Source organism: Yersinia sp. 2553 StPb PI, from assembly GCF_052217105.1.
Lineage (GTDB): Bacteria > Pseudomonadota > Gammaproteobacteria > Enterobacterales > Enterobacteriaceae > Yersinia > Yersinia enterocolitica_E.
Genome location: NZ_JAZGPX010000002.1, coordinates 1855370 through 1879494 on the forward strand (window position 1 = coordinate 1855370; position 24125 = coordinate 1879494).

Here is a 24125-nt window from a genome sequence, read left to right on the forward strand (position 1 = left end):
CGCTTAGCCCATTGCTAACAGCTGATTAGCGCGCTGTTCATTTTCATCCACACTGTGAATGACTTTCATCTGCATTTCGAAACTGCGGGCATTGGCAATCATGTCTGTCATGGCTTCAACCGCTTTCACGTTGCTGCCCTCCAGTACACCCGGCATAATTTTAATCAGCGGGTCATTGGCCAACTGAGCACCACGCGCCTGTTGCGTCGCGGGAGTCAAATGGAACAAACCGTCATCACCGTGCATCACTTCACCCGCATTGGCCCTAACCCGTTTGATTTGGCCGAGCTGAGCAATCGTATTCGGTGAGTCACCGGCGTTCAGCGCCGAAATGGTGCCATCAGCCGCAATAGTCACTGCGGCCTGCGGTGGCACTTCAATCGGGCCGTTATCGCCCATCAGCGGGTAGCCCTGCACGGTCATTTGACCGTTAGCCGCAACCTGAATATTCCCATTGCGAGTATAAGCCTCGGTACCATCAGGCAGTTGTACCGCCAGATAACCATCTTGCTGTAAGGCAACATCCAATGGGCGGCCGCTATAATTCATCGTCCCCTGACTGATATCCACACCGGGGGTCGATGCCGTCACCATGGTACGGGTTGCCATGCTCGGCCCGTCGATAGGTACGGCACGCATCGCTGACAACTGCGCGCGGAAACCCGGCGTCGAGGCGTTAGCCAGATTGTTAGCCGTAACCGCTTGCTGCTCCAGCGACTGCCTGGCAGCCCCCATCGCGGTATATATTGCGTGATCCATGAGCTTATCCCGTCAGTTCGATTAACGCAGGTTAACCAGAGTTTGTAAGATCTGATCCTGAGTTTTGATGGTCTGCGCATTGGACTGATAGTTACGTTGCGCCACAATCATATTCACCAGTTCTTTACTCAAATCCACGTTAGAAGACTCCAACGCGCCACTGGTCAAGGTGCCGAAACCACCACCACCGGCGGTACCGAGGATCGGGTTACCGGAAGATTTGGTTTCTTTCCAAACGTTATCGCCTTCAGGAGACAAACCTTCAGGGTTAGAGAAGTTAACCAGCACAATTTGGCCAAGCAGTTGGGTCTGCTGGTTTGAATAAGTGCCGACAACCGAGCCATCGTTGTTGATCTGGAAGCCGGTGAACTCACCTGCGGCATAGCCGGTTTGGTTTTGAGTCACAATACCGTCAGTACCGGTATTTTGCTGTTTGCTACCCCCAACATTCAGCGCGAAGGTTTGCGCCGGGGCACCATTCACCACCGCCATAGGGACAGTCAGATTGAAGTCAGTGGTACTGGCAGCACCCGCGCCATTTTTCACGCTTTTCAGTGCGCCATTGGTATCAAATACCATCGTTCCGCGCAGAGAGGCAGCGGCAGGGTCAGCAGGGGCAAAAGGTTTAGTCGCATCGGCCAATGTCCCGCTGCTGTCCTTGGTATAGACATTCCAGCTATTACCATTGACGGCATCTTCAGCGGTTTTCACATAATACACATTGATAACGTGGCGGTTACCCAGGCTATCGTAGGTGGTCATGTTATTCACAAAGCTGTAAGTATCTGGCTTTTGCGGATCAAAGGTTGCGCTAATAACATCATGGGTTGAGGTCAGGTTAGCGACCATATTGCCCGAGGTGGTGGCTTTCGCGGCAATCATATCCTGAGGAATCGACAGGGGTACCGGGTTTGCCCCTTGCTGTATGGTAGGAGGAGTTCCTGTTGCCGGATAACCGGTCAGACTCAGCCCTTGCATGTTAACGATGTTACGGTTTTCATCAAGTTTGAACTGGCCGTTACGGGCAAAGTACACACCGCCGCTGCTATCTTGCATGCGGAAGAAACCACTCTGGCTGATGGCTAAATCCAAACGACGGTTGGTGGTGGTTGGCGTACCGTCGTTAAAGTCTTGAGTAATCCCGGCGACTTTAACCCCCATACCGGTCTGTGAACCTGCGAACATATCGGCAAAAGAAACTGAGCCGGCTTTAAAACCTGATGTCGCCGAGTTGGCGATATTGTTACCGATCACATCCAGATTGCTGGATGCTGCGTTCAAACCGCTGACTGCTTGAGAAAAGCCCATTTTCTTCTCCGTTAGATTCGGGGTCCGTTAAAGACCTTGAGCATTGATGACATATCAAACGCTATTTAAAAATTAAGGTAAGTTTTTTCAATTAGTTAACTCACCGTGGTGTTTGTTTGGTTACTGCTTAAGACTGATCTCTGACCTACAAAATCTGACGGACTTTATCCATGGTGATAGTCCCCGCCAGGCCCAGATCCAGCTTGGAACCGTCACTGCCACGGGTCACACCATTAACAACCGCATAGCTCAGCGGAGTAGCAACCAGTGATTCGCTACCACTGCTGGCGGCGATCGTTACGGTGTAAGCACCATCTGGCGCATTACCGCCCGCTTCCAGTGAACCATCCCAGGTAAAGGAGTGGACACCTGCTGACAGACCACCGATTTCAATGGTGCGTACTGCCAGACCATTGCTGTCGCTGATGGTTGCCGTCACTTTGTCTGCTGAACGTTCTAACTCAACACCAAATGGCGTAGTAGTGACGGTGCCATCTTTACTGCCTGCCAACACCGTGGTGCCAGGGATCATCACGCCGTGGCCAATCAGGCTACTGGCTTGCAGCGACTGGCTGCTATCAATCTGCCCGGAGATGGAACCCAGCGTAGTATTCAACTTTTCAATGCCGCTTACGGTGTTGATTTGCGCCAATTGCGTTGTCAACTCGTTGTTTTGCATTGGGTTAGTCGGGTCCTGATTCTTTAACTGGGCAACCAGCAACGTCAGGAAACTGTTCTGCAAATCCTGACTGGTGCTACCGCTACCGGTGGTGGAATTGGTCCCGCTAGTGCTGGTAATACCGTAATCGCTATCGGTCAGGGAATTGGTAATGGCCATGTATACAAGCTCCTGTTATTGACCCAGTGTTAGCGTCTTGAGCATCAGAGATTTAGTGGTATTAAGCACTTCAACGTTGGCTTGATAGCTACGCGAGGCCGAAATGGTGTTAATCATTTCCCCTGTTACATCAACGTTGGGCATGCGGACATAGCCCTTGGCATCAGCCAGCGGATTACCCGGCTGATACACCAAACGATCCGGTGCGGGATCGTCAACGATTTGTGATACACGTACCCCGCCGGTTTCCTGCCCTGGTTGAGCCGCTACCTGAAACACCACTTGCTTGGCACGATAAGGCTGACCATCCGGGCCGGTAACGCTATCGGCGTTGGCCATGTTACTGGCGCTGACGTTCAACCGTTGCGATTGGGCTGATAATGCCGAACCGGCAATATCAAAAATATTCAGTAAAGACATACGTCTTATCCTTGTTGTAACACTGACATCATCCCTTTGATCTGGCCGCCAAGAACGGTCAAATCGGTCTGATATTTCAGGCTGTTATCGGCAAAATTAGTACGTTCACGATCCATATCAACCGTGTTACCGTCCATCGCCGGCTGGTCTGGAACCCGGAATAAAAGGTCAAGGTCAGGTGGCGCAACGGTGCTTGCCGGGATATGACGGGCTGACGTTAAACTGAGCGACACCCCTGTACCTGTGGCACGGCCTTGCTCCATCACTTTTTTCAGTTGGCTGGAGAAATCAATATCACGTGCCTGAAAGCCGGGTGTATCCGCATTTGCAATATTGGACGACAGGATCTCCTGTCGTTGCGCACGCAAGTTAAGCGCCTCTTGTTGAAAACGCAGAGCACCGTCCAGTTTGTCGAGCATAGTCCCCCCGCAAGGTTAGAATTTGGAGTCGACAGCATAAACGCCGTATAGGAAAGCCTATCGCCAGAATAAGAGCAAAATGCGTCGCTATTTGTCCCCTTAACCTCATCGCGCTACAGGTACACTAGTGTGCAAAAGAGGTGTGCCTTGGTATTACCTGGTTACACCGGCAGAAAGGAGATTGATGACAATGAATAAAAATGGCGTCATAAAGTTGGCTTGGGGGGTGCTGTTGCTGAGTCAGACCGTCACTCATTCAGCGATGGCGGCAGATTTATCAACGCAGGTAAATCAATTCTTCCAACAGCAATACCCGGATAAAGAGAGTCAGGTTAAGGTGGTTATCAAAACGCCACAGAACCAATGGCCACAATGCGAAGTGCCAGAAATTACGCTGCCTGCCAATGCGCGCCCGTGGGGCAATATCAGTTTGTCCGTACGCTGTGAGGGGGTTCGCCGTTTTATTCAGACACAAGTGCAGGTTAGTGGACAATATGCTGTGGCTGGCCGCCAACTGGCAGCTGGTGAGAAAATTGCCGTGTCTGATATTCAGATGAAACAAGGCCGGTTGGATACCCTCCCCCCCGGCGCCTTGCTGGATTCACATTTTGCTCAAGGTGCCGTCAGCTTGCGGCAAATCAGTGCCGGCCAGCCGCTGACGCGCAATATGCTGCGTCGATTGTGGGTCATTAAAGCAGGGCAAGAGGTGCAAGTTTTGGCACAGGGAGAAGGATTTAATGTTAACAGCAATGGTAAAGCGATGAACAACGCCGCCATACAGGATAACGTTCGGGTGCGCATGGCATCTGGCCAAATCGTCAGTGGCACCGTGGCCGAAGATGGCACAATTCGGATTATGTTATAGTGATTAAAGTTTTTTTAACCTTTGCCGATAACTCTGGTATGCAGTTATTTGCGGGTAGCACAGTGACAATCCCGCCTTTCTTTTTGTTAAAAGATAAAAGTCTCGCGGGTCGATAAACGTCAATCCCGCTATAGAGGGAGCAACACAACATGAGTATTGATCGCACTCAACCGTTATTACCGGTATCGCAAGTGCAGCCACGGGAAACCAGTGACATTGCGCAGCAGATGCGTAAGCCTTCTGCCCAAACAAAAGCACAGGTGAGTGGTACTGAGGTTAAATTAAGTGATGCGCAGGCAAAACTGATGCAACCGGGCAGCCAGGACATCAACGTAGAACGTGTAGAAACCTTAAAACAGGCTATCCGTTCAGGTCAACTAACGATGGACACCGGTAAAATTGCCGATGCTCTGTTAAAGAATGTCGCGGATGATCTGAGAAATAGCTAAACATAACAAAAGTCATTAACCCTAGAACAATCGTTAACCGCAAAACAGTCGTTAACCGTAAAAGGATACGTGGTGGTGGAAAGACTACAGACCAATTTGGACCAGCAACTGGAACTTCTCGAGTCACTGACGACTGTGGTAGCACAAGAGCAGCAATTACTCTGCTCCGGTCGGATTCAAGGTGTCGTGCTGCAAGGTGTGACGGAACAAAAAAGTTCAATACTGGCCACCTTGGCTTATCTGGATCAAACCCGGCTCACCACCGAAATTGCGGCCAATATACAGGCGCCTTATAGCGAGATTCAAGAGTTGGCAATACGTTGGCAACGTATCTTGCAGTTGGCTGAGAACCTTCAGTACAGTAATTTGCACAATGGATTATTGCTACAACAGCATATTGAGCATAATACTCAGGCGCTGGCAGTATTGAATACCCGCCACGGCCAGTCACTATACGGGCCAGATGGTCATTCTAAAGGTGCCAGTCTACTGGGCCGCAAGATCGGTATTTAAAACCTCATCCCTACGGATATAAACCGCCGCTCAGTCGAGGCTTATATCCGTACCGTTCCTCCGCGTTAATTGACTCGTGCCCTCAATGCTTTCTACCTACTTAAAAAATGAGTTTTCCTGTTTTTCTCCGATGTTTTAGTCTGCTGAAACTGAGCAAATGTGCTTAGTTTCAAGGAGGAGATATGAAAAAAAGGTATGTAAGTCTGCTACTGGGGTGTTTTTTTTGCGGGGCGGCAGCACTGTCAATGAGTCAAGCAGTGCAGGCCGTTGAGACCAACAATCAGCTCGAACATCCGGTCTATTTCTGTATGACTTGCTATTACCCCTTCGTCTGGTTTTAGCGATAATTGACCAGCACCTGATTGCTGATCACTTGCAACGGCGGGTTAACTCGGCCTTTACCGGCAATAAAGTAAACAAACCTCAGTTGAGTTGCTGCCGCCTCTCCCGCCAGTCCCCGGCTCTGTCCGCTGCCACCCTCAAGTGGCATACAACGGGTCGGGGTGCATAATTTAACCTGTAACCCCTCTGGCGCTGTCGACATTAATTGGTAGCGCCAGCCAACCGACACGATGCGCGCATTTTCCTGCGCCAGCGCTACCGGTGGTTGCAGTACCGCCGACGAGGTAGCTACCCCGCGCAAACCCTGCGTAACCCCAATATCGTCCGCCACCCAAGTGCCTGAAGCGACAGCATTCAACGGCAATACACATACCGGAAGTAGTGTAGCCAACATTAGGGAGAGACGAGTTAGCATCAAGCAGCTCCTATCGTTGATGTCATACGGATCTGGCGATTATCGCCAATTTCCAGATTAGACAGCACCACCATCTGCGGCAAACTGCGGCGCAAGAAACGGGCTAAAAGTGCCCGCAGTGCATGGTTAACCAGCAACACCGGCGGTGCACCCAGCATCTCCTGACGTTGCAGCGCTTGTTTAGATTGATCCAACAAACGGTCAGCCAGACCTGGCTCCAGACCACCCCCACCTTGCAGCGCCTGTAGTAACAAACGCTCTAATGCCGCATCCAGCCCGATGACCTGAATCTCGCCGGTTCCTGGGAACCATTGTTGCGCAATGGAGCGCCCTAACGCCACTCGAACTACCGCTGTTAATTCGTAAGGGTCGGTCTGGTTTGGCGCATGTTCAGCCAGTGTCTCGATAATGGTGCGCATATCGCGAATGGATACCCGCTCCATTAGTAGATTTTGCAGTACTTTATGCAGCGTGGTTAAGGTGACGACGCCGGGAATGAAGTCTTCCGTCAGCTTCGGCATCTCTTGCGCAACTCTGTCCAGCAATTGCTGGGTTTCCTGGCGGCCAAACAGTTCGCTAGCAAATTGGCTAATCAGATGGTTTAGATGGGTCGCCACGACGGTGCTGGCCTCAACCACGGTAAAACCTTGAATCTGCGCCTGCTCACGTAATGCACTTTCAATCCAAACCGCCGCCAATCCGAAGGCGGGATCATGGGTGGCCTCACCGGGTAACGAGCCAACCGCATTGCCGGGGTTAATGGCTAACCAACGGCCGGGATGAGCTTCGCCACTGCCAATCTCGACCCCTTTCATTAATATCCGATAGTTTGCTGGCGGCAGTTCCAGATTATCTCTGATATGCACCACCGGTGGCAGGTATCCCATCTCTTGAGCAAACTTTTTACGAATACTGCGAATCCGCCCCAACAGCTCACCATTTTGCTGGAAATCCACCATCGGAATCAGGCGATACCCCACCTCCATACCCAGCGGATCTTCCAGTTGAACATCTGACCAGGTCGCTTCAGTGGCTTGTTGCTGGTCTTGCACCACCGGTGATTCTGCCACCATCGGTTGCTTCATTTGCTTACCACGTAAGCGCCAGGCTAATGCCAACAGTGCGCTGGTGAATAGCAGGAAGACAAAGTTAGGCATGCCAGGCACCATCCCCAGTAACCCGAGGACACTGGCACTCAGCACCATCACGCGTGGGTTATTAAATAGCTGGGTGACCATTTGCTGGCCAACATCCTGGTCGGTACTGACGCGGGTCACGATAACGCCCGCCGCCGTCGAGATAACCAATGCCGGGATTTGTGCTACCAAGCCGTCACCAATCGTCAGCAAGGTATAGGTTTCTGCTGCATGGCCCACCGCCATGTCGTGCTGAAGCACCCCGACCAGTAAGCCGCCGACCACGTTAATCACCATGATCAGTAACCCGGCAACCGCATCACCACGAACAAATTTACTGGCCCCATCCATTGAACCGTAGAAGTCAGCTTCTTGCGTAACATCGGAACGGCGTTTTTTGGCTTCGTCTTCACCAATCAAGCCGGCATTTAAGTCGGCATCGATCGCCATCTGCTTACCGGGCATACCATCCAGAACAAAGCGCGCCCCCACTTCGGCAATACGCCCCGCCCCTTTGGTGATAACCATAAAGTTGATTATGACCAAAATAATAAAGACCACGATGCCGATGGCAAAGTTGCCACCAACCAGAAAGTGACCAAACGCTTCCACCACACGGCCCGCAGCCGCCGCACCGGTATGCCCATCCATCAGAATGATACGGGTGGAGGCGACGTTTAGCGATAAACGCAACAGCGTTGAGAACAACAGAATGGTTGGGAAGGCGGCAAAATCCAGTGTGCGTTGGGTAAACATGGCAACCAACAGCACCATAATGGACAGCGCGATATTAAAGGTAAACAGCAAATCAAGGATGAAGGGCGGCAGCGGCAGCACCATCATCGACAAGATCATCAGGATAAGAATTGGCCCGGCAAGGATTTGCCACTGCGTATCTTTAAAATTGCCCGGTAAACGTAGCAGGGCGGCCAAATTAGCCATTAGTCAGTCTCACTCTCTGTTGCAAAATCCAGTGCTTCCGGCACTGGCAGATGTTCAGGTTTTTTCGGGATTAGCCCGCCTTCCCGTTTCCAACGCTTCAACTGGTATACCCAGGCAAGAACTTCTGCCACCGCGGCATAAAGGGTGGCTGGAATATGTTGGCCTACCTCGCTGTGCCGAAACAGTGCCCTGGCCAGCGGCGGCGCTTCTAATAACGGAATACGATGCTCTGCACCTAACTCGCGGATACGCAGTGCCACTGCGCCAGCACCTTTCGCCAGCACCTTGGGTGCACTCATTTTTGCTTCGTTGTATTGCAAGGCAACAGCATAGTGGGTTGGGTTGGTCACTATTACATCAGCTTTAGGGACATCAGCCATCATTCGGCGACGAGCCATAGCCCGTTGCTGCTGACGAATGCGCCCTTTCACATGTGGATCACCTTCTTGATCTTTGAATTCATCACGTATCTCTTGTTTGGTCATACGTAATTTTTTAATGTGGCTGGTTATTTGGAAAAACACGTCGAATCCGACCATCGGGGTCAGGCCTAATACCACCACCAGTCCGCAGAAAATAATCAAGTGGACAGCATCACTTAAAGCCGCCACTGGCGGGGCTGCCATCAACCGCATCATATCTGGCCAGTTATGCCAGAGGAATATTCCCGTGACCCAACCGACCAGCGTGGCCTTGAGGATGGCTTTCAGCAATTCGGCCAGTGCCTGAGAAGAAAACATGCGCTTTAAGCCCGCAATCAGACTCATCCGCTGAAAATCGAACTTGATGGATTCTCCGCTGAACAGCACCCCACCTAACAGCATCGGTACTGCTAGCGCCACGATCACCAATCCGGCAAAGATGGGCAGTAATGCCATCATCGTTTGACTCAGCAGCGTCCCTATTTGGCGCAACATTTGCTTATCATCGCTGATAATGCCATGGTCAAAATGCAGTCCTTGGGCAATCATCGCCGCCAGTTGGCGAGCCATCGACTCCCCAGATACCCACAGGATCGCCAAACCGGCCCCGAGCATCAGCATCGAGGTCAGTTCGCGCGAACGCGGTATTTGGCCTTTTTCGCGAGCCTTCTCCAGCTTGTGGGCTGTGGGTTCCTCGCTCTTTTCCGCGTCGCTATCTTCAGCCACAGCAGGTTTTCCTGTTCAGCGTAAGCGTTCCCATATCAGATAATTAGGAAATAAAAAATTGCTGTCTAGCATGACAAATATTCAGCAAGGTTATGGATGGAACAAAGCAGCAATTAGGGGGTTATTTCTCGGATGAATACATCATGTCAGGCTCAGTAGCCTGTTGGGGGACTGGCTGTCGTCAAATTTGATAGCCAGGAACGTCTACAGCCAGTGATAGATGAAGGAAAAGGGATGAAGAACACGATCAGCCGCAACGCCAGGAATAGCCGGTTTTAAATGAGATTATCACGACGATAAATCCAGCGAGAAATAATGGCAGATGAGATATCCCCTCACCTGCCTATTATGGTCGATCAGTCGGCTTAGAAGCCTAAACTGTCTAGCAGATCATCAACTTGATCCTGGTTGGCAATAACACCAGCACCATTCTTATCCAGTTGTGGCCCATTGAGTAGACTGTCAGCAGATTTTTGCGGTTTAGATGGCATATCTGGGATATTTTCCATCAGTACCATTAATAGCTGCTTCTCAATCTCTTGCACCACATCCATCATGCGTTTGATAACCTGACCGGTAAGGTCCTGGAAATCTTGCGCCATCATGATTTCCAACAATTGTGCATTGGTAAATGAGGTATGTTGCGGTACGACTTCCAGATATTCACGGGTATCAGTGACCAGAGAGCGGGCATCTGACAGCTCGACAGGATTAGCAAACCATTCGTCCCAACGAACTTTAAGCGCCTTCGCCGATGACTCCAGCTCATTTTGGCGCGGCTGTGCTGCCTCAACACAGTTCAGTGCTCTTTCTGCGGCCTGAGCCGTCATATGAACGACATAATCCAGTCGATCACGCGCATCTGGAATGGCTTCCGCAGCCTGTGCAATCGCCTGATCAAGACCTAATTCGCGCAGGCTGTCGCGTAACATCCGCGTCAATTGGCCAATGCGGCTTATTATATCACTGGCCGATGCCGCATCTGTTGCGGGCATTTGATGGTTACTCATCTCGCCTCCTTACATACCCAACTTTTCAAAAATCTTATTGAGCTTCTCTTCCAAGGTAGCGGCAGTGAAAGGTTTCACTACATAACCACTGGCACCTGCTTGCGCTGCTGCGATGATATTCTCTTTTTTCGCTTCGGCGGTTACCATCAGAACCGGCAAAGTACCAAGAGCACCATCGGCACGGATAGTTTTCAACAGGTCCAGGCCATCCATATTCGGCATATTCCAATCAGAAACCACAAAATCAAAGCCACCCGCACGTAATTTATTCAATGCGTCGACGCCATCTTCGGCCTCTTCCACATTGTTAAAACCCAGCTCTTTCAGCAGGTTTCTGACAATACGACGCATGGTCGAAAAATCGTCTACCACCAAAAATCTGAGATTCTTATCCGCCATACCAACTCCTAAGGTTTGTTGCTCACCGCTGAGCGATTAACTATCAACGCCCGATTTCCACCGGAAAATGTCTACTAAATTCGCAGGGCTTGACCACTGCTAATCTGCGCCAACATACGCTGGCTTATCTGGTTCAAATCCAGAACTTCATTAACGCCCCCCATACCAATCGCTTCACGCGGCATGCCGAAAACCACACAACTGGCCTCGTTTTGCGCGATGGTATAAGCACCGGCGCGATACATCTCCAACAACCCGGCCGCACCATCATTGCCCATCCCCGTCAGGATAACCCCCACGGCGTTACGCCCGGCATACTGCGCCACTGAGCGAAATAGGACATCAACCGAGGGACGATGGCGATTAACCGCCGGCCCGTCATGAATGCGAACCTGATAGTTCGCCCCACTACGCGCCAGTTCCATATGCCGATCGCCGGGAGCAATATAGGCATGCCCCGGTAAGACCCGCTCACCGTCTTCTGCTTCTTTCACAGTGATTTGACACAGCTTATTAAGTCGCTCAGCAAATGAACGGGTAAAACCCGGTGGCATATGCTGAGTAATTAACAGTGCCGGGCTGGTCGGTGGCAACGGCTGTAATACCATACGGATAGCTTCTGTCCCCCCGGTAGAGGCACCAATTGCAATTAACTTTTCACTACTGAGCAGTGGTGTATGCGTAAGCATAACCGGCGCGTTTTCTGGGCCGCGCTGCGGCAGGCGAGCTTTAGCAGCTGTACGGATTTTCTCCGCAATCAACTCACTGTAAGCCAGCATTCCCTCTCTGATCCCAAGCTGAGGTTTGGTAACAAAATCAATCGCTCCCAACTCCAACGCACGCATGGTTATCTCAGAGTTCTTACCGGTTAATGATGAGACCATCACCACCGGCATCGGCCGCAACCGCATCAGTTTTTCAAGAAAATCCAAACCATCCATCCGCGGCATTTCGACATCGAGCGTCAAAACCTGCGGATTGAATTTTTTGATCAAATCACGGGCAACCAACGGATCGGGAGCCGTTGCAACCATTTCCATGTCCGGGTGACTATTAATAATCTCGGTCATTAGTTGGCGCATCAATGCAGAATCATCAACGCACAATACTCTGATTTTACTCATCACCTCTCCTTGGTCAGCCCATAAACGGTCTGCCCGCGCAAATAGAATTCCCGACTAATTTGACTGAAATTCTCCGAGTGGCCTGCAAACATCAGACCACCTGGTTTTAGCAAAGGGACAAAGCGACGCAGAATGCGCTCCTGCGTTTCTTTATCAAAATAAATCATCACATTACGACAAAAAATAGCATCAAACTGCCCGGGTAATGCCCACTCTGGTGCCAACAGATTGAGTTGCTGGAAATGGATCATATTGGCCAATTCCGGGCGCACTCGCACCATGCCTTGATGTGGGCCGGTGCCACGCAAGAAATAGCGTTGCATCTGTTGTGCCGACAATGAACGCAATTCATCTTGCCGGTATACACCACTGGTCGCTTTTTCCAGTACTTGCGTATCGATATCGCTGGCTAACACCTGACACGAACCCGCTCTATTTCCCAACACATCACACAGTGTCATCGCGATAGAGTACGGCTCTTCACCGGTCGATGCCGCCGTACTCCACACCGAATAGCTTCCCGGCCGCTGGCGGGCATGTTCAGCCAGAATCGGGAAATGGTGTGCCTCACGGAAAAATGCCGTCAGATTAGTGGTCAAGGCATTAACAAATGCCTGCCACTCTGCACTGTTCGGGTCGGTCTCTAGCAAAGCAAGGTATTGACCAAAATCGTTAATCCCTAGCAATCTCAGCCGCCTGACCAGGCGGTTATAGACCATTTCCCGTTTGTGATCGGCCAGTACTATCCCGGCTCGTTGATAAATAAGTTGGCATATGCGCCGGAAGTGAACATCCGGCAACGGGAGCCGTTGAATCATCTGAGTCAGGATCGACCCAGACTCTTGGGGCGATGGCTGTTTCATCGATGATGGTTTCATCCGGCCTCACCCCACAACAAAGTCTTCGTTACGCCGTTTGACAATCTGGAATTTCCTTAACAGCCGGTTGTTTACCACTGCCGTCTGCTGCCTGCCCCTCCCCGCTGTCGCTATCCTGCTCCAAACGAAAAACAGACACTGCATCGGAGAGCATACTTGCCTGCTCTTCGAGTGCGTTAGCCGCAGCCGCAGCCTCTTCCACTAATGCGGCGTTTTGCTGAGTGACCTGATCCATCTGTGTTACTGCCAGTGAAACCTGCTCAATACCTCGGCTTTGCTCATCCGAGGCGGAAGCGATTTCACCCATAATGTCGGTAACCCGAGTCACTGAGCGAACAATCTCTTCCATGGTAGTACCCGCATTTTCAACCAGAGTGGAGCCCTGGCGAACACGGCTGACCGATTCATCGATCAACCCTTTAATCTCTTTTGCTGCTTGTGCACTGCGCTGGGCCAGATTACGAACTTCACCGGCGACGACAGCAAAACCGCGCCCCTGCTCACCAGCGCGAGCAGCCTCAACAGCAGCATTTAACGCCAGAATATTGGTCTGGAAGGCAATACCATCAATAACACTGGTAATGGCACCAATCTTCTGTGAACTGGTGGCGATATCATGCATAGTTGTCACCACACTGCCCGTCAACTCACCCCCTTTGGCAGCGGTTGCTGATGCGTCTTTCGCCAGCAATGTTGCCTGACGAGCATTATCCGCATTCTGTTTGACCGTCGCGGTCAGTTGCTCCATGCTGGCCGCAGTTTGTTCCAGAGACGCCGCTTGCTGTTCGGTTCTTGCTGACAAATCATTGTTACCCGCAGAAATTTCCTGAATCCCCGTTAGCATTGCTTCAGTGCCATCTCGGACATGACTAACAGTGGTGATAAGCGACTGCTGCATGATGCGTAAACTGGCAAACATCTCGCTGATTTCATTACGCCCGGAGACATGAATCTGCGCTGATAAATCCCCCCGTGCGATGCGGTCAAAATGCGCGCGCATAATTTTCAGCGGCCTGACAAACATGGTGCGCAGCCAAACAAGCGACGAAATCGCCATGGCTATTACCATTACAATCGCCGCACCAAATATCCACATGGAGAGATGGTACGCCTGCTGGTTTTGGGTACCGGCCTCAGCAATCACTTCATTGGCATACTGCAAATACTGTAAAAAATCGGCTTCGAACAAATCCTGTGTTTTCTGGGTGGGTTGGTCCATAAAGCCTTGTAAATTACCGGCTTCCAGAAAATCGATTAGTTGTCGTAACGACGTCCGTAAGTTCTGATAACTGTTTTTAGTGGCATCCAACAATTCGCCACCGTTATCACTCTCATCAAGGCGTGGCACCGCAATAAACTGATTGAAGTAGAGGTCCGCTTTCTGTAATGAGCTGCGCGCATTGCCCATTAATGCGTTGACTTGCTCCTGAGGTACTTTGAGAGCCGAGCGCGTCCCCGCCCGGTTTAAGGTATTACGCGCCTGAAGCAAGGATACCCAACTGAGGCTTAATGCATCCCGTTGCTGGCTACTGAGATCCACCCGGTTCAAATTTTGGTAGTCTGAGCGAAAAGCAGTAAATGACAGACCACTTGAAATTAACTGTATCGAGCAAATTAATATCAGTAACAGGAAAAAGCTGGTAGAAATCCGAATTCGGCCAAACATCGTAACCTCTTCTCAGCCGGCTCATTGGCCAGCTTTATCTATTTTTGTTCACCCAAAATAATTGGAGTTGCAGGTAGGCAGCCAGCAAACGAACCCCGATGAGCTTACTCAAGTAAGTGATTCGGGTTCGTGAGCGCAGCTAACACCCCTGCAATTTCAAGTATCAAGGGTTGTAGGGGACTAGAAAGTTTCCCAATTGTCTTGCAGGTCACTTCCCAGTGTTTTTTTAGCAGTTCCGCTCAAATCCTGTGTCGGCTGCTTTATTTTTCTAACATCTCTTGTAGTACTACCGTTATCCATACGCAGAACGAATACAGACATGGATTGGGTTAACATACTGGCTTGTTCTTCCAGTGCGGCGGCGGCAGAGGCTGATTCTTCCACCAAAGAGGCGTTTTGCTGGGTTACCCGGTCCATTTCAGTGACCGCCTGACCCACTTGATCGATACCGCGACTTTGCTCATCGGAAGCAGAAGCGATTTCACCCATGATGTCGGTGACGCGGGTTACCGCATTAACGATATCTCCCATGGTTTCACCCGCACTTTCAACCAGTACTGACCCCATATCGACACGGCTAACCGAGTCTTCGATAAGGCCTTTAATCTCTTTTGCAGCTTGCGCACTACGTTGTGCCAGGTTACGTACTTCACCGGCAACAACGGCAAAACCACGACCCTGCTCACCGGCACGGGCTGCTTCAACGGCGGCGTTCAGCGCCAGGATATTGGTCTGGAAAGCGATACCATCGATAACACTGGTAATATCTGCAATTTTCTGTGAACTACCGGCAATCTCATGCATGGTTTGCACCACATTCGCCACCACTTTGCCACCTTTTTGTGCCGTTTCCGATGCACTTAAGGCCAGTTGGCTAGCTTGACGAGCATTCTCAGCATTCTGTTTCACTGTGGCGGTTAACTGCTCCATACTGGCGGCGGTTTCTTCCAGTGAGGCGGCTTGTTGTTCTGTACGCGCTGACAGATCGTTGTTACCGGCGGAAATTTCTGAGGCACCGCTATAGATAGCATCGGCACCTAAACGCACATCACTGACGGTGGTAATCAATTCAGATTGCATGTGTTTCAGGCTGGCGGCCAATGTGCCCATTTCGTTGCGGCTATGCACTTCGATAGTCTGCGTTAAATCACCGTTAGCGATATGTTTAATATGTTCTATCAAGTGTTTAAGCGGATTAATCAAGATGTGTTGCATGCCAAGCCAAACAACAATAATTACCGCGAATACCACAATCAGTACGGTAACAATCACCCCCATCGCGAAGCTAAATGACTGGTTGCTGTCTTCCACTGCGGAGGCATACAAGCGATCATTTTGTGTCAGGTAAGTGTTGTAATCCTGTTCAAAAGCATTTTGGAAGCTAGAGGTGGGTTGGTCGAAGAACTCATTGATCTTGCCAGCTTCCATCAATTGGATCAGTTCGGTTAACGCACCAAAATATTGGTCATAAGTCTGTTTTAATTTTTTAGCTGATTCGGCGTCTTGCTGGCTATCCAACGGGATCTGTTCGTAGCTTTTAAAACGCTCCGCCGCCACACCTAATGTCCCTTTGGCTGATGCCAACAGGTCATTCACCGTAGGGCCACTACCGGTATGATTCACATCCATCATGTAGCGGATGCCTGCGCGGTTCAGCGTATTACGGGTTTGCAGCAGATTTACCCAACTTTCATTCAACACCGACTGTTGCTGACGAATAACCTGTAAAACCGCAAAGTTCTCTTTGTCATTTTTCAGGGAGTTGAAGAAAAGCCCGCCGGAAACGAACTGTAAGGCACCAAATAGCACTAACACCAACAGGAGGCTGGTGACCACTTTCATACGCTTAAACATGTTATCCCTTCATAAGTACGTCAAAACACAGGTACGCCAAAACATAGGACGTCTAATTAACTGTGTTATCGGCACTGGGAGGGGGAACTTTACCGGAGAGAGACATTATTTTAACGAGATGAGGATGAGTGTTAGCAGTTTGTTATTATCGAGGTGAAAACCGGCCTCATCAGGTTTTGGCCGGACAAGAACGGACCACGGTTTCGATGGAGAGCGGCGTGGTGATTGGTTCGGTTGACATGAGACAGGAGATCACCTGATCACTGAACGAATATCAACCGAAACCCGATAGGCAAATTAACCGAAACTTACCCTTTAATGACAGAGTCAATCAACGACATCTCTTCACTGCTCAACAGCTTTTCGATATCCACCAAAATCAGCATTCTTTCCCCGAGTGAACCTAAACCTGTTAGATACTCAGTTGCCAGAGTGACGGCAAATTCTGGTGCAGGACGTATTTGCTCATTGGTTAATGACAGCACATCTGACACACCATCAACGACAATACCCACCACGCGCTGATCAAAATTCAGTACGATCACTACGGTATTTTCGTTATAGCTCACACCTTTTTGTGCAAACTTAACCCGTAAATCAATAATAGGGACAATGACGCCGCGTAAGTTAGTGACACCTTTAATGAACGTCGGGGTGTTAGCGATACGGGTCACCTGATCGTAGCCACGGATCTCTTGTACTTTCAGAATATCAATCCCGTACTCTTCATCGCCCAGCGTAAAAATCAGGAACTCTTGTCCTACCGTTTCGCCAGCCAGCTTCGTGACGGTTGCTAGTCCTGCCATGTTTTTACCCTTCAATCAATAGGTTGAATTTATGTTTGTTTTCAGGACCGGAACACTCCGTGCCCTATACCTGTTTTCATACGGGTTCCATACAGGCTTCAATTGGTCCACCTGCTAGGCAGCGACCACATCATCAGCCGTTACACGCTTTTCCCGGTTTAATGCCTGCAAAGCCGACACATCAACAATTAATGCCACGCTGCCATCACCCAATATGGTTGCGGCTGAAATACCTGGCACTTTGCGATAGTTACTCTCGAGGTTTTTCACCACCACCTGATGCTGACCAATCAACTGGTCTACCAAGAGTGCATAACGACGCCCGGCACTTTGCAGAATCACAACGATGCCCTGAGTGGCTTCAGTTTTGGCGTTTTCAACATCAAATACCCGGTACAATTCAACCAAAGGTAAATACTCGCCGCGCACTTGTAATACCCGTTCACCGCCGGCTAGCGGGTGTAAATCTTCAGCCAAAGGTTGCAGTGATTCCATTACTGCATTCAATGGCAAGATGAAGACTTCATCACTGACTTTTACTGACATTCCATCAAGAATAGCTAGCGTCAATGGCAATAAAATACGGATTGAAGTGCCAAGACCGGCCTGGAAACTGACTTGCACATGGCCGCCCATCTCCTGAATATTTCGCTTAACCACGTCCATACCGACACCGCGGCCGGAAACATCAGTGACTTGCTCTGCGGTGGAGAATCCGGGAGCAAAAATCAGCATCCCAACATCTTCATCGCTCATATGCTCATTAATGGCCATTCCTTGAGACTGCGCTTTTGCCAGAATCTTCTGCCGGTTTAACCCTGCGCCATCATCCAAGACTTCAATACAGATATTACCGCCCTGATGCTCTGCGGACAGCGTCAGATTCCCCACCGGCGATTTACCGGCAGCAATACGGGTTTCAGCATCTTCAATACCGTGGTCCAAACTGTTACGAACCAGATGGGTCAGGGGATCGATAATGCGTTCAATCAGGCTTTTATCCAGTTCTGTAGAACTGCCAAGCAGCGTCAGTTCGACTTGCTTATTGAGTTTACTGGCTAAATCGCGCACCAAACGAGGGAAGCGGCTGAACACATACTCCATCGGCATCATACGGATCGACATCACCGACTCTTGCAAGTCACGCGCATTGCGTTCCAACTGCCCCATACTATTGAGCAAATCACCGTTGATGACGGGATCCAGCGTACTGGAGCGCTGTGCCAACATTGATTGAGTAATCACCAACTCGCCCACCAGATTAATCAACTGGTCAACTTTCTCAACCGCGACGCGAATACTGGTTGACTCACTGGCTTTCGCTTTTGGTTTTACATGTTCCGGGCTGGTCGGTGCGGCAATAACACCCGTTTTAGAGGAACTGTTGGTTTCAGCCACTGGGGCCACCGCCGTTGGCGGTAATTCTGCGATAACCGGCGCCACTACAGCCACTTCAGCTGTAGCTTCTGGTTGCAATTCAGCGGGTATAAAACTGATCTGTTCCGGTTCCAACACAAAACAGAGCACGGCGCTGATATCATCTTCACTGACAGACGTAATCAGGGTGGCTTCCAGGCTATCAGCACTTTGATGCGGATCTTTCACTTCACCCAAATTGCCTAGCTCTTCCAACATCAGTGGGATTTCTTGCTCTTTCAGGCCAGACAAGCGAATGCGCATTCCCCCCTGAACCAATGCCGGTGACTTACCACCCACTTTGGTGTCAGTCATCACAACGCCATTCCCTTGTGCTACTGATGTGTTGGTACCTGTGCTTTGTTGTTCTAAAGCCTCTAATGCCAGTTGGCGCAATGCGTGGCAGATATACTCAAAGCTTTCCGCATTAGGTTCCTGAGAGGTTTTATAGGCGTCCAACTGTTCCTGCATAATATCTTTCGTTTCCAAAAACAGGTTGATGATATCAGTGCTCAACCGCATTTCATCGCGACGAGCACCATCCAACAGGTTTTCCAACAGATGGGTTGTCTCTTGTAATACCGTAAAGCCAAACGTCGCTGCACCACCTTTGATCGAATGAGCAGCACGGAAAATGGCATTGAGTTGTTCTTTATCTGGTGCCAGTGGGTCCAGCAATAACAAGTGCTGTTCCATATCTGCCAACAGTTCATCTGCTTCATCAAAGAAAGTCTGATAAAACGCGGTAATATCCATGCTCACGGTGTCACCTCTACTGTGCGTCGCGGCTTGTCGGAGAGACCGGTGCATTACTTGCAGGTGCCGCTGGCAACGATGTCGTTGGCCCAGTGGTTGCTGGAGTGATGCTCCCCGTGCTCGATTGTTGTGTTTGTGGTGCTGTTGCAGGCTGCGTTATCGTTTTCACAGGTGCTGCCGTTACCGGTACTGCCGCCGCCGATACTGTTACCGCCCCAGTCGCGGGTTGCCCGGTGGAGGTTGCCGTACCCGTTGGCGCTGTCGCAGCAGCAGGCGTCGCGGTTGGCACAGTCCCACTGGTCTCAAGCTGCTTTAAGCTCGCGGCTTTTTCTATATCCAGCGCTTTGTTATCTAAATTCTCATGCTCAATATCATGTTGCGTCTGTTTGTTCAGCACTAAAATACTGATTCGACGGTTAACCGGATCATCCGCTGCTTGCTCTTTCAAGCGCATCGTCGAGGCCATACCCACCACCCGCAGCACTTTCCCCTCATCCAAACCACCGGCGAGCAATTCACGCCGTGAAGCATTAGCACGATCAGCCGACAACTCCCAGTTGCTGTAACCTCGTTCGCCATTGGCATACGGCAGATCATCGGTATGCCCCGACAGACTGATTTTGTTTGGTATGTCATTCAAGATAGGGGCTATAGCACGTAAAATATCACGCATATACGGCTCTACCTGCGCACTGCCCATCTTAAACATCGGCCGATTCTGGCTATCAATAATCTGAATTCTTAACCCTTCTTCCATCATGTTAATCAACAGATGTGGCCGTAATGCTCTCAATCTCGGGTCAGATTCGATTAATTGATCCAGTTTTTCCCGCAACTTGTTCAGTCGATACTCTTCTTTGCGACTCTCTTCTGAATCGATGTGCTTGCGTACCTCGCCCACTTGCTGGGTGGGATCATCACCGCCCCCTGGAATCGGACTGGTACTGGCACTGCTCTTATCACCGCTGGTCAACGCTATTTTCAACGGTGTCCGAAAATACTCCGCAATTTGCGTCAGTTGCTGCGGGCTGGAAACCGATAGCAACCACATCACCAGAAAGAAGGCCATCATCGCTGTCATAAAGTCAGCGTAAGCAATTTTCCATGACCCGCCATGATGACCGCCACCATGCTTAGCTTTTCGCTTTCTAATCACAATAACGGGGTGGTTCTGATGCTTCATGCGTCCTCTTCTGTCGCTTGCGGTGCCGGCGCTTTCACTCTGCGTACATGCTCTTCCAGCTCAATGAACGATGGACGCTCAGTGGTGTAGAGCGTTTTACGACCAAACTCCACGGCAATTTGTGGCGCATATCCGTTCAGGCTGGAAAGCAGTGTCACCTTGATGCACTGCATCATTTTGGTGGTTTCTGCACTCTGTTGACGCAACAAGGTGGCCAAAGGTGAAATAAAACCATATGCCAGCAAAATACCCAGAAACGTCCCCACCATCGCATGGGCAATTAGTGCCCCAAGTTCTGCGGCTGGTCGGTCGGCGGAAGCCAGGGCATGTACCACCCCCATAACCGCAGCAACAATACCGAATGCGGGTAACGAATCCCCCACCATCGCCAAGCTACCTGCGGGAACTTCACATTCTTGTTCGTGAGTTTCTATCTCTTCATCCATCAGTGCTTCGATTTCAAAAGCATTCATATTTCCGCTAACAATTAACCGTAAATAATCAGTAATAAATTCCACTAATAACTTATCGGCCAAGATCCGAGGATAATTAGAGAAAATTTCACTTTCCCGCGGACTTTCTATATCCCGTTCCAGTGACAGCATTCCCTGTTGACGGGATTTAGCTAATAAACGGTAAAGTAACGCCATTAAGTCCATATACAGGACTTTGTTATATTTAGAACGGCGCATCAATTTTGGCATGACCTTTATTGTCGCTTTTATCGCTTTGCCGTTGTTACCCACGATAAATGCACCGATACCTGCACCGCCGATAATTAAAAATTCGGCTGGCTGATACAGTGCGCCAAGGTTGCCACCAACAATCATGTAGCCACCGAAGACCGCACCTAAGACCACGATATAACCCAAAATAACTAACACGCGACATCCTTAGCAAAGTGTGTGGGTGGAAGGTGAGGCGTTAGCACCCTTTGAGTGCAATGAATTGTCATTAACTGGCTACAGGAACGGTATCCATACCGCAGCTGTAACCAAAAAATTCTGACAACTCAAAGAGACTCAAACTGCGCGTCTAACCTGCTCATCCAGCAGTTGTGAAGTAATATCGGCAGATGGCGGAGAAAGTTTACGTTTTTTTACTGCGCGGGAAGGTGGCTGGCAGAGACTGCAAACAAAGCTATTTCGTGGTTGATGCGCATGGGTGATAAAAGTCCCACCACAGCAACTGCAACCTGAGAGTTGCAACATACCACTGTCAACGAATCGAACCAGGGTCCAGGCACGAGTTAACGCCAGTAATGGCGGTACTCCAGACTGATCAGGACACTGTTCCAGATAAAGACGATAGGCCTTAATAACGGCCTCAACACCGGTGCATTGCCCGCTTTTTAGCAGGAAGCTATAAGCGTTATAAAACATCGATGAATGAATGTTTTGTTCCCAGGTCATAAACCAATCAGTCGAAAACGGCAGCATTCCTTTAGGTGGCGGACTCCCTCTCAGCTCTTTGTAGAGCTTAATTAATCGCCCCCGGCTGAGTTGCGTTTCGCTTTCAAGCATCTGCAAACGCGCACCTAAAGTGATCAACTCCATTGCCAAATGAATGTCTTTAGCTTCCTGAACAATACTTTTCACAACCATCAGTCATGCTCTTTTTTTAGGCGCACTACCGTCTTGTAACGATAGCTCGTGGAGTAAGTGACTCGACAATAGGATCCCTGTGTGGATTTGCTGCAAGTCATCGACACGAGATTCTTTCGTCAGATGATGAATAGTGTTGTGGTCACTGAAACGGAAATGACAGACTAATTGGTTAGTCTCAGCTAATTTAACCATTTGCGGTAAAGTTAACTGCGCTAATGCGTCGGCCATAGTATCTGTAATACCCAGACGAAACATCGCTGAGGCTTTTTCATCGTTAATTAACCGTTGTGCTAAAAGCAAGTAAGACAAATTAATATCATAAATATGTTTGAGTAATTCAGACGTACTCATTTTATACATCCCGACTGATTATGTTTTAAAACATAAGTTGGATGATAGAATTCTTCACCCAAGACCTGGGATCCTTCCCGCTATACAGTTAATTAAAACCCATAGAACTAAAAGTAATTAAAACCTACTGGTGTTACATTACAAAAATACCATTTTGGTATGAAATAACATGTCGTAAACTTGGCAGCTCGATTTTGTGCTGCTCTGATAGTGCATCTTGCTATGCAACTTTTCTTACAAAATATTAGGATTATTCCTAAAGAGGCCCAACTCTACTCCCGAATCGTTAGCACATACAATGTGACTAGTGATTCATTTTAAATGTAATGTGATATAGATCACAAAAATAAAATATAAAGCTGTTTCTTACACTCATAATTGTTCACTTTTCACTCACACTCATGGTTAAAAAACACTCACAAGTCAGAAAAGAGCTAAAAAACTAGATATATAGGCCCAATTCTTAGTGTTTTTAGATCAGTTCGAACAAAAGCATTCCTAAAGCAAAATAGCAGAACATAAATCTGTTATAACCCAAAATTATCAGCAGTAAGGACTAAAGCAGAGGATTATAGTTCGGTTATCCTATAAGTACCCTTCCGAAACTATTTTGTTTTAACGAATATTTATGCGATTTCACAAAACACCGCCTACCGACCATTTATTAACCTATTTACCTTTTAACGTTAAAAAACCCAACAACATGTATTAAAAAAGGCAACAGAGGTAACTGCATGTTTCAATTCAACGCTATTGCACACATTTCATTCTGCCGCAGTTTCAACTGCGGTTCATATCCGCGTTTTCACAAGGAATTTGTGAATAAAATGTAATTAAAAATAATTAATAATGTTTGAAACATAAGTTTCAAATATTGCTTATTAGCGACTATTTTAATTAACGCCCTATCACGGCTCGCATTATTGGCTGGTCGTAACCAAATGTGACTGACATCCCATTTATCAAAGGTGTATTCCCCTAACCTTTAATCTATAGCCGCGCTTATGGGAGCTTAATGATGGGATACAGAAATGTACTGGTCGCAGTTGCCCTTTCACCCGATAGCCAACAATTGGTTAATAAAGCCGTTTCTATCGTGCGGCCCTATAATGGCAGGGTTTCGTTAATCACCCTGACAACTGAGCCAGAAATGTACAGCAGTTATGCTGCCCCCATGCTGGGAGACTTGCGTTCTGTGTTGCAAGAAGAAGCGCAACTATTTATGGAGGAGTTAGCGATTAATGCTGATTATCCCATAGAGGATAGATCCATTGTGCACGGGCAATTCGCTGATAGCATGGCTTACGTTTGCCAACAGCAGCATATTGATTTAGTTATCTGCGGTAACCACAGTACAAGCCTGATGAATAAACTCTCCTGTTCTGCTGCCAAGCTGATTAATACCAGTAGTGTCGACGTATTGATCGTCCCACTTTAATTAACCCGTAGCTGTGCGTTGCGACAACCGTTCTGTCAGCACCGTAATGCCTTTCACTGTGTTGCCGCACTATTAGCTGAAAT

Annotated in this window: 24 protein-coding genes and 1 pseudogene; 5 read left to right on the forward strand and 20 right to left on the reverse strand. The window is 49.2% G+C overall.

Features of this window, described 5'->3' with window-relative positions; all coding sequences use genetic code 11:
• Positions 1–3: 3 nt before the first annotated feature.
• From V2A84_RS09950 to flgB, 5 genes are all read right to left on the reverse strand, one after another.
• Positions 4–759 carry a flagellar basal body rod protein FlgF gene (locus tag V2A84_RS09950; protein WP_005189342.1) on the reverse strand — a complete coding sequence of 252 codons (756 nt, stop codon included), beginning with the start codon at positions 757–759 and terminating at the stop codon, positions 4–6.
• 21 nt (positions 760–780) lie between these two features.
• Complete coding sequence (gene flgE, locus V2A84_RS09955; RefSeq protein ID WP_442848778.1) at positions 781–2067, reverse strand: flagellar hook protein FlgE; 1287 nt, start codon at positions 2065–2067, stop codon at positions 781–783.
• Between the two features lie 145 nt (positions 2068–2212).
• Positions 2213–2905, reverse strand: coding sequence for a flagellar hook assembly protein FlgD (gene flgD / locus V2A84_RS09960; protein ID WP_083159159.1), 693 nt, complete (start codon positions 2903–2905; stop codon positions 2213–2215).
• 15 nt (positions 2906–2920) lie between these two features.
• Positions 2921–3325, reverse strand: a complete 405-nt coding sequence (gene flgC, locus V2A84_RS09965) for a flagellar basal body rod protein FlgC (RefSeq protein ID WP_005189321.1) — start codon at positions 3323–3325, stop codon at positions 2921–2923.
• A 5-nt stretch (positions 3326–3330) separates the two neighbouring features.
• The gene (gene flgB, locus V2A84_RS09970; protein WP_083159160.1) at positions 3331–3744 is read right to left on the reverse strand and encodes a flagellar basal body rod protein FlgB; all 414 of its coding nucleotides are present in this window, start codon (positions 3742–3744) and stop codon (positions 3331–3333) included.
• A gap of 184 nt (positions 3745–3928) precedes the next feature.
• On the opposite strand from flgB, the gene flgA reads away from it, so the two are divergent.
• From flgA to V2A84_RS09990, 4 genes are all read left to right on the forward strand, one after another.
• Positions 3929–4609, forward strand: coding sequence for a flagellar basal body P-ring formation chaperone FlgA (gene flgA, locus V2A84_RS09975; protein ID WP_083159161.1), 681 nt, complete (start codon positions 3929–3931; stop codon positions 4607–4609).
• Positions 4610–4758: 149 nt separating this feature from the next.
• Positions 4759–5058 (forward strand): flagellar biosynthesis anti-sigma factor FlgM, encoded by a 300-nt coding sequence (gene flgM, locus V2A84_RS09980; RefSeq protein WP_083159162.1) that lies wholly within the window; start codon positions 4759–4761, stop codon positions 5056–5058.
• Between the two features lie 72 nt (positions 5059–5130).
• Positions 5131–5571, forward strand: a complete 441-nt coding sequence (locus V2A84_RS09985) for a flagella synthesis protein FlgN (protein ID WP_083159163.1) — start codon at positions 5131–5133, stop codon at positions 5569–5571.
• Between the two features lie 182 nt (positions 5572–5753).
• Positions 5754–5912, forward strand: a complete 159-nt coding sequence (locus V2A84_RS09990; protein WP_193784676.1) for a hypothetical protein — start codon at positions 5754–5756, stop codon at positions 5910–5912.
• On the opposite strand, the gene V2A84_RS09995 is transcribed toward V2A84_RS09990, so the two are convergent.
• From V2A84_RS09995 to flhD, 15 genes and pseudogenes are all read right to left on the reverse strand, one after another.
• Positions 5909–6328 (reverse strand): flagellar protein FlhE, encoded by a 420-nt coding sequence (locus V2A84_RS09995; RefSeq protein WP_083159164.1) that lies wholly within the window; start codon positions 6326–6328, stop codon positions 5909–5911. The two genes, V2A84_RS09990 and V2A84_RS09995, sit on opposite strands and share 4 nt — an antisense overlap.
• Complete coding sequence (flhA, locus tag V2A84_RS10000; protein ID WP_083159165.1) at positions 6328–8406, reverse strand: flagellar biosynthesis protein FlhA; 2079 nt, start codon at positions 8404–8406, stop codon at positions 6328–6330. Before flhA ends, V2A84_RS09995 begins: the two co-directional genes overlap by 1 nt.
• The gene (flhB, locus tag V2A84_RS10005; RefSeq protein WP_083159166.1) at positions 8406–9554 is read right to left on the reverse strand and encodes a flagellar biosynthesis protein FlhB; all 1149 of its coding nucleotides are present in this window, start codon (positions 9552–9554) and stop codon (positions 8406–8408) included. Before flhB ends, flhA begins: the two co-directional genes overlap by 1 nt.
• A 365-nt stretch (positions 9555–9919) precedes the next feature.
• Positions 9920–10564, reverse strand: coding sequence for a protein phosphatase CheZ (gene cheZ / locus V2A84_RS10010; protein WP_083159167.1), 645 nt, complete (start codon positions 10562–10564; stop codon positions 9920–9922).
• A gap of 9 nt (positions 10565–10573) precedes the next feature.
• Entirely contained in the window at positions 10574–10963 is a 390-nt protein-coding gene (gene cheY, locus V2A84_RS10015; RefSeq protein WP_049605622.1) for a chemotaxis response regulator CheY, read from the reverse strand.
• Positions 10964–11037: 74 nt separating this feature from the next.
• Positions 11038–12087, reverse strand: a complete 1050-nt coding sequence (locus V2A84_RS10020) for a protein-glutamate methylesterase/protein-glutamine glutaminase (RefSeq protein ID WP_083159168.1) — start codon at positions 12085–12087, stop codon at positions 11038–11040.
• On the reverse strand, positions 12087–12965 hold the full coding sequence (gene cheR, locus V2A84_RS10025) for a protein-glutamate O-methyltransferase CheR (protein ID WP_372558662.1): 879 nt from the start codon (positions 12963–12965) through the stop codon (positions 12087–12089). The genes V2A84_RS10020 and cheR overlap by 1 nt, the downstream gene beginning before the upstream one ends.
• Before the next feature lie 28 nt (positions 12966–12993).
• The gene (locus V2A84_RS10030; protein WP_083159169.1) at positions 12994–14631 is read right to left on the reverse strand and encodes a methyl-accepting chemotaxis protein; all 1638 of its coding nucleotides are present in this window, start codon (positions 14629–14631) and stop codon (positions 12994–12996) included.
• 302 nt (positions 14632–14933) lie between these two features.
• Positions 14934–16485, reverse strand: a pseudogene (locus V2A84_RS10035) (methyl-accepting chemotaxis protein); the annotation flags it as partial.
• A gap of 308 nt (positions 16486–16793) precedes the next feature.
• Positions 16794–17291, reverse strand: a complete 498-nt coding sequence (gene cheW, locus V2A84_RS10040; RefSeq protein ID WP_083159171.1) for a chemotaxis protein CheW — start codon at positions 17289–17291, stop codon at positions 16794–16796.
• Between the two features lie 114 nt (positions 17292–17405).
• Complete coding sequence (cheA, locus tag V2A84_RS10045; RefSeq protein ID WP_193784823.1) at positions 17406–19463, reverse strand: chemotaxis protein CheA; 2058 nt, start codon at positions 19461–19463, stop codon at positions 17406–17408.
• 16 nt (positions 19464–19479) lie between these two features.
• Positions 19480–20646, reverse strand: a complete 1167-nt coding sequence (motB, locus tag V2A84_RS10050; protein WP_083159173.1) for a flagellar motor protein MotB — start codon at positions 20644–20646, stop codon at positions 19480–19482.
• Entirely contained in the window at positions 20643–21530 is an 888-nt protein-coding gene (gene motA / locus V2A84_RS10055) for a flagellar motor stator protein MotA (RefSeq protein ID WP_083159174.1), read from the reverse strand. The genes motB and motA overlap by 4 nt, the downstream gene beginning before the upstream one ends.
• A 138-nt stretch (positions 21531–21668) precedes the next feature.
• The gene (flhC, locus tag V2A84_RS10060; protein ID WP_083159175.1) at positions 21669–22250 is read right to left on the reverse strand and encodes a flagellar transcriptional regulator FlhC; all 582 of its coding nucleotides are present in this window, start codon (positions 22248–22250) and stop codon (positions 21669–21671) included.
• Positions 22251–22253: 3 nt separating this feature from the next.
• Positions 22254–22604 (reverse strand): flagellar transcriptional regulator FlhD, encoded by a 351-nt coding sequence (gene flhD / locus V2A84_RS10065; RefSeq protein WP_193784677.1) that lies wholly within the window; start codon positions 22602–22604, stop codon positions 22254–22256.
• 1018 nt (positions 22605–23622) lie between these two features.
• Between flhD and uspC the strand changes: the two genes are divergently transcribed.
• The gene (uspC, locus tag V2A84_RS10070) at positions 23623–24042 is read left to right on the forward strand and encodes a universal stress protein UspC (RefSeq protein WP_083163715.1); all 420 of its coding nucleotides are present in this window, start codon (positions 23623–23625) and stop codon (positions 24040–24042) included.
• Positions 24043–24125 lie beyond the last annotated feature (83 nt).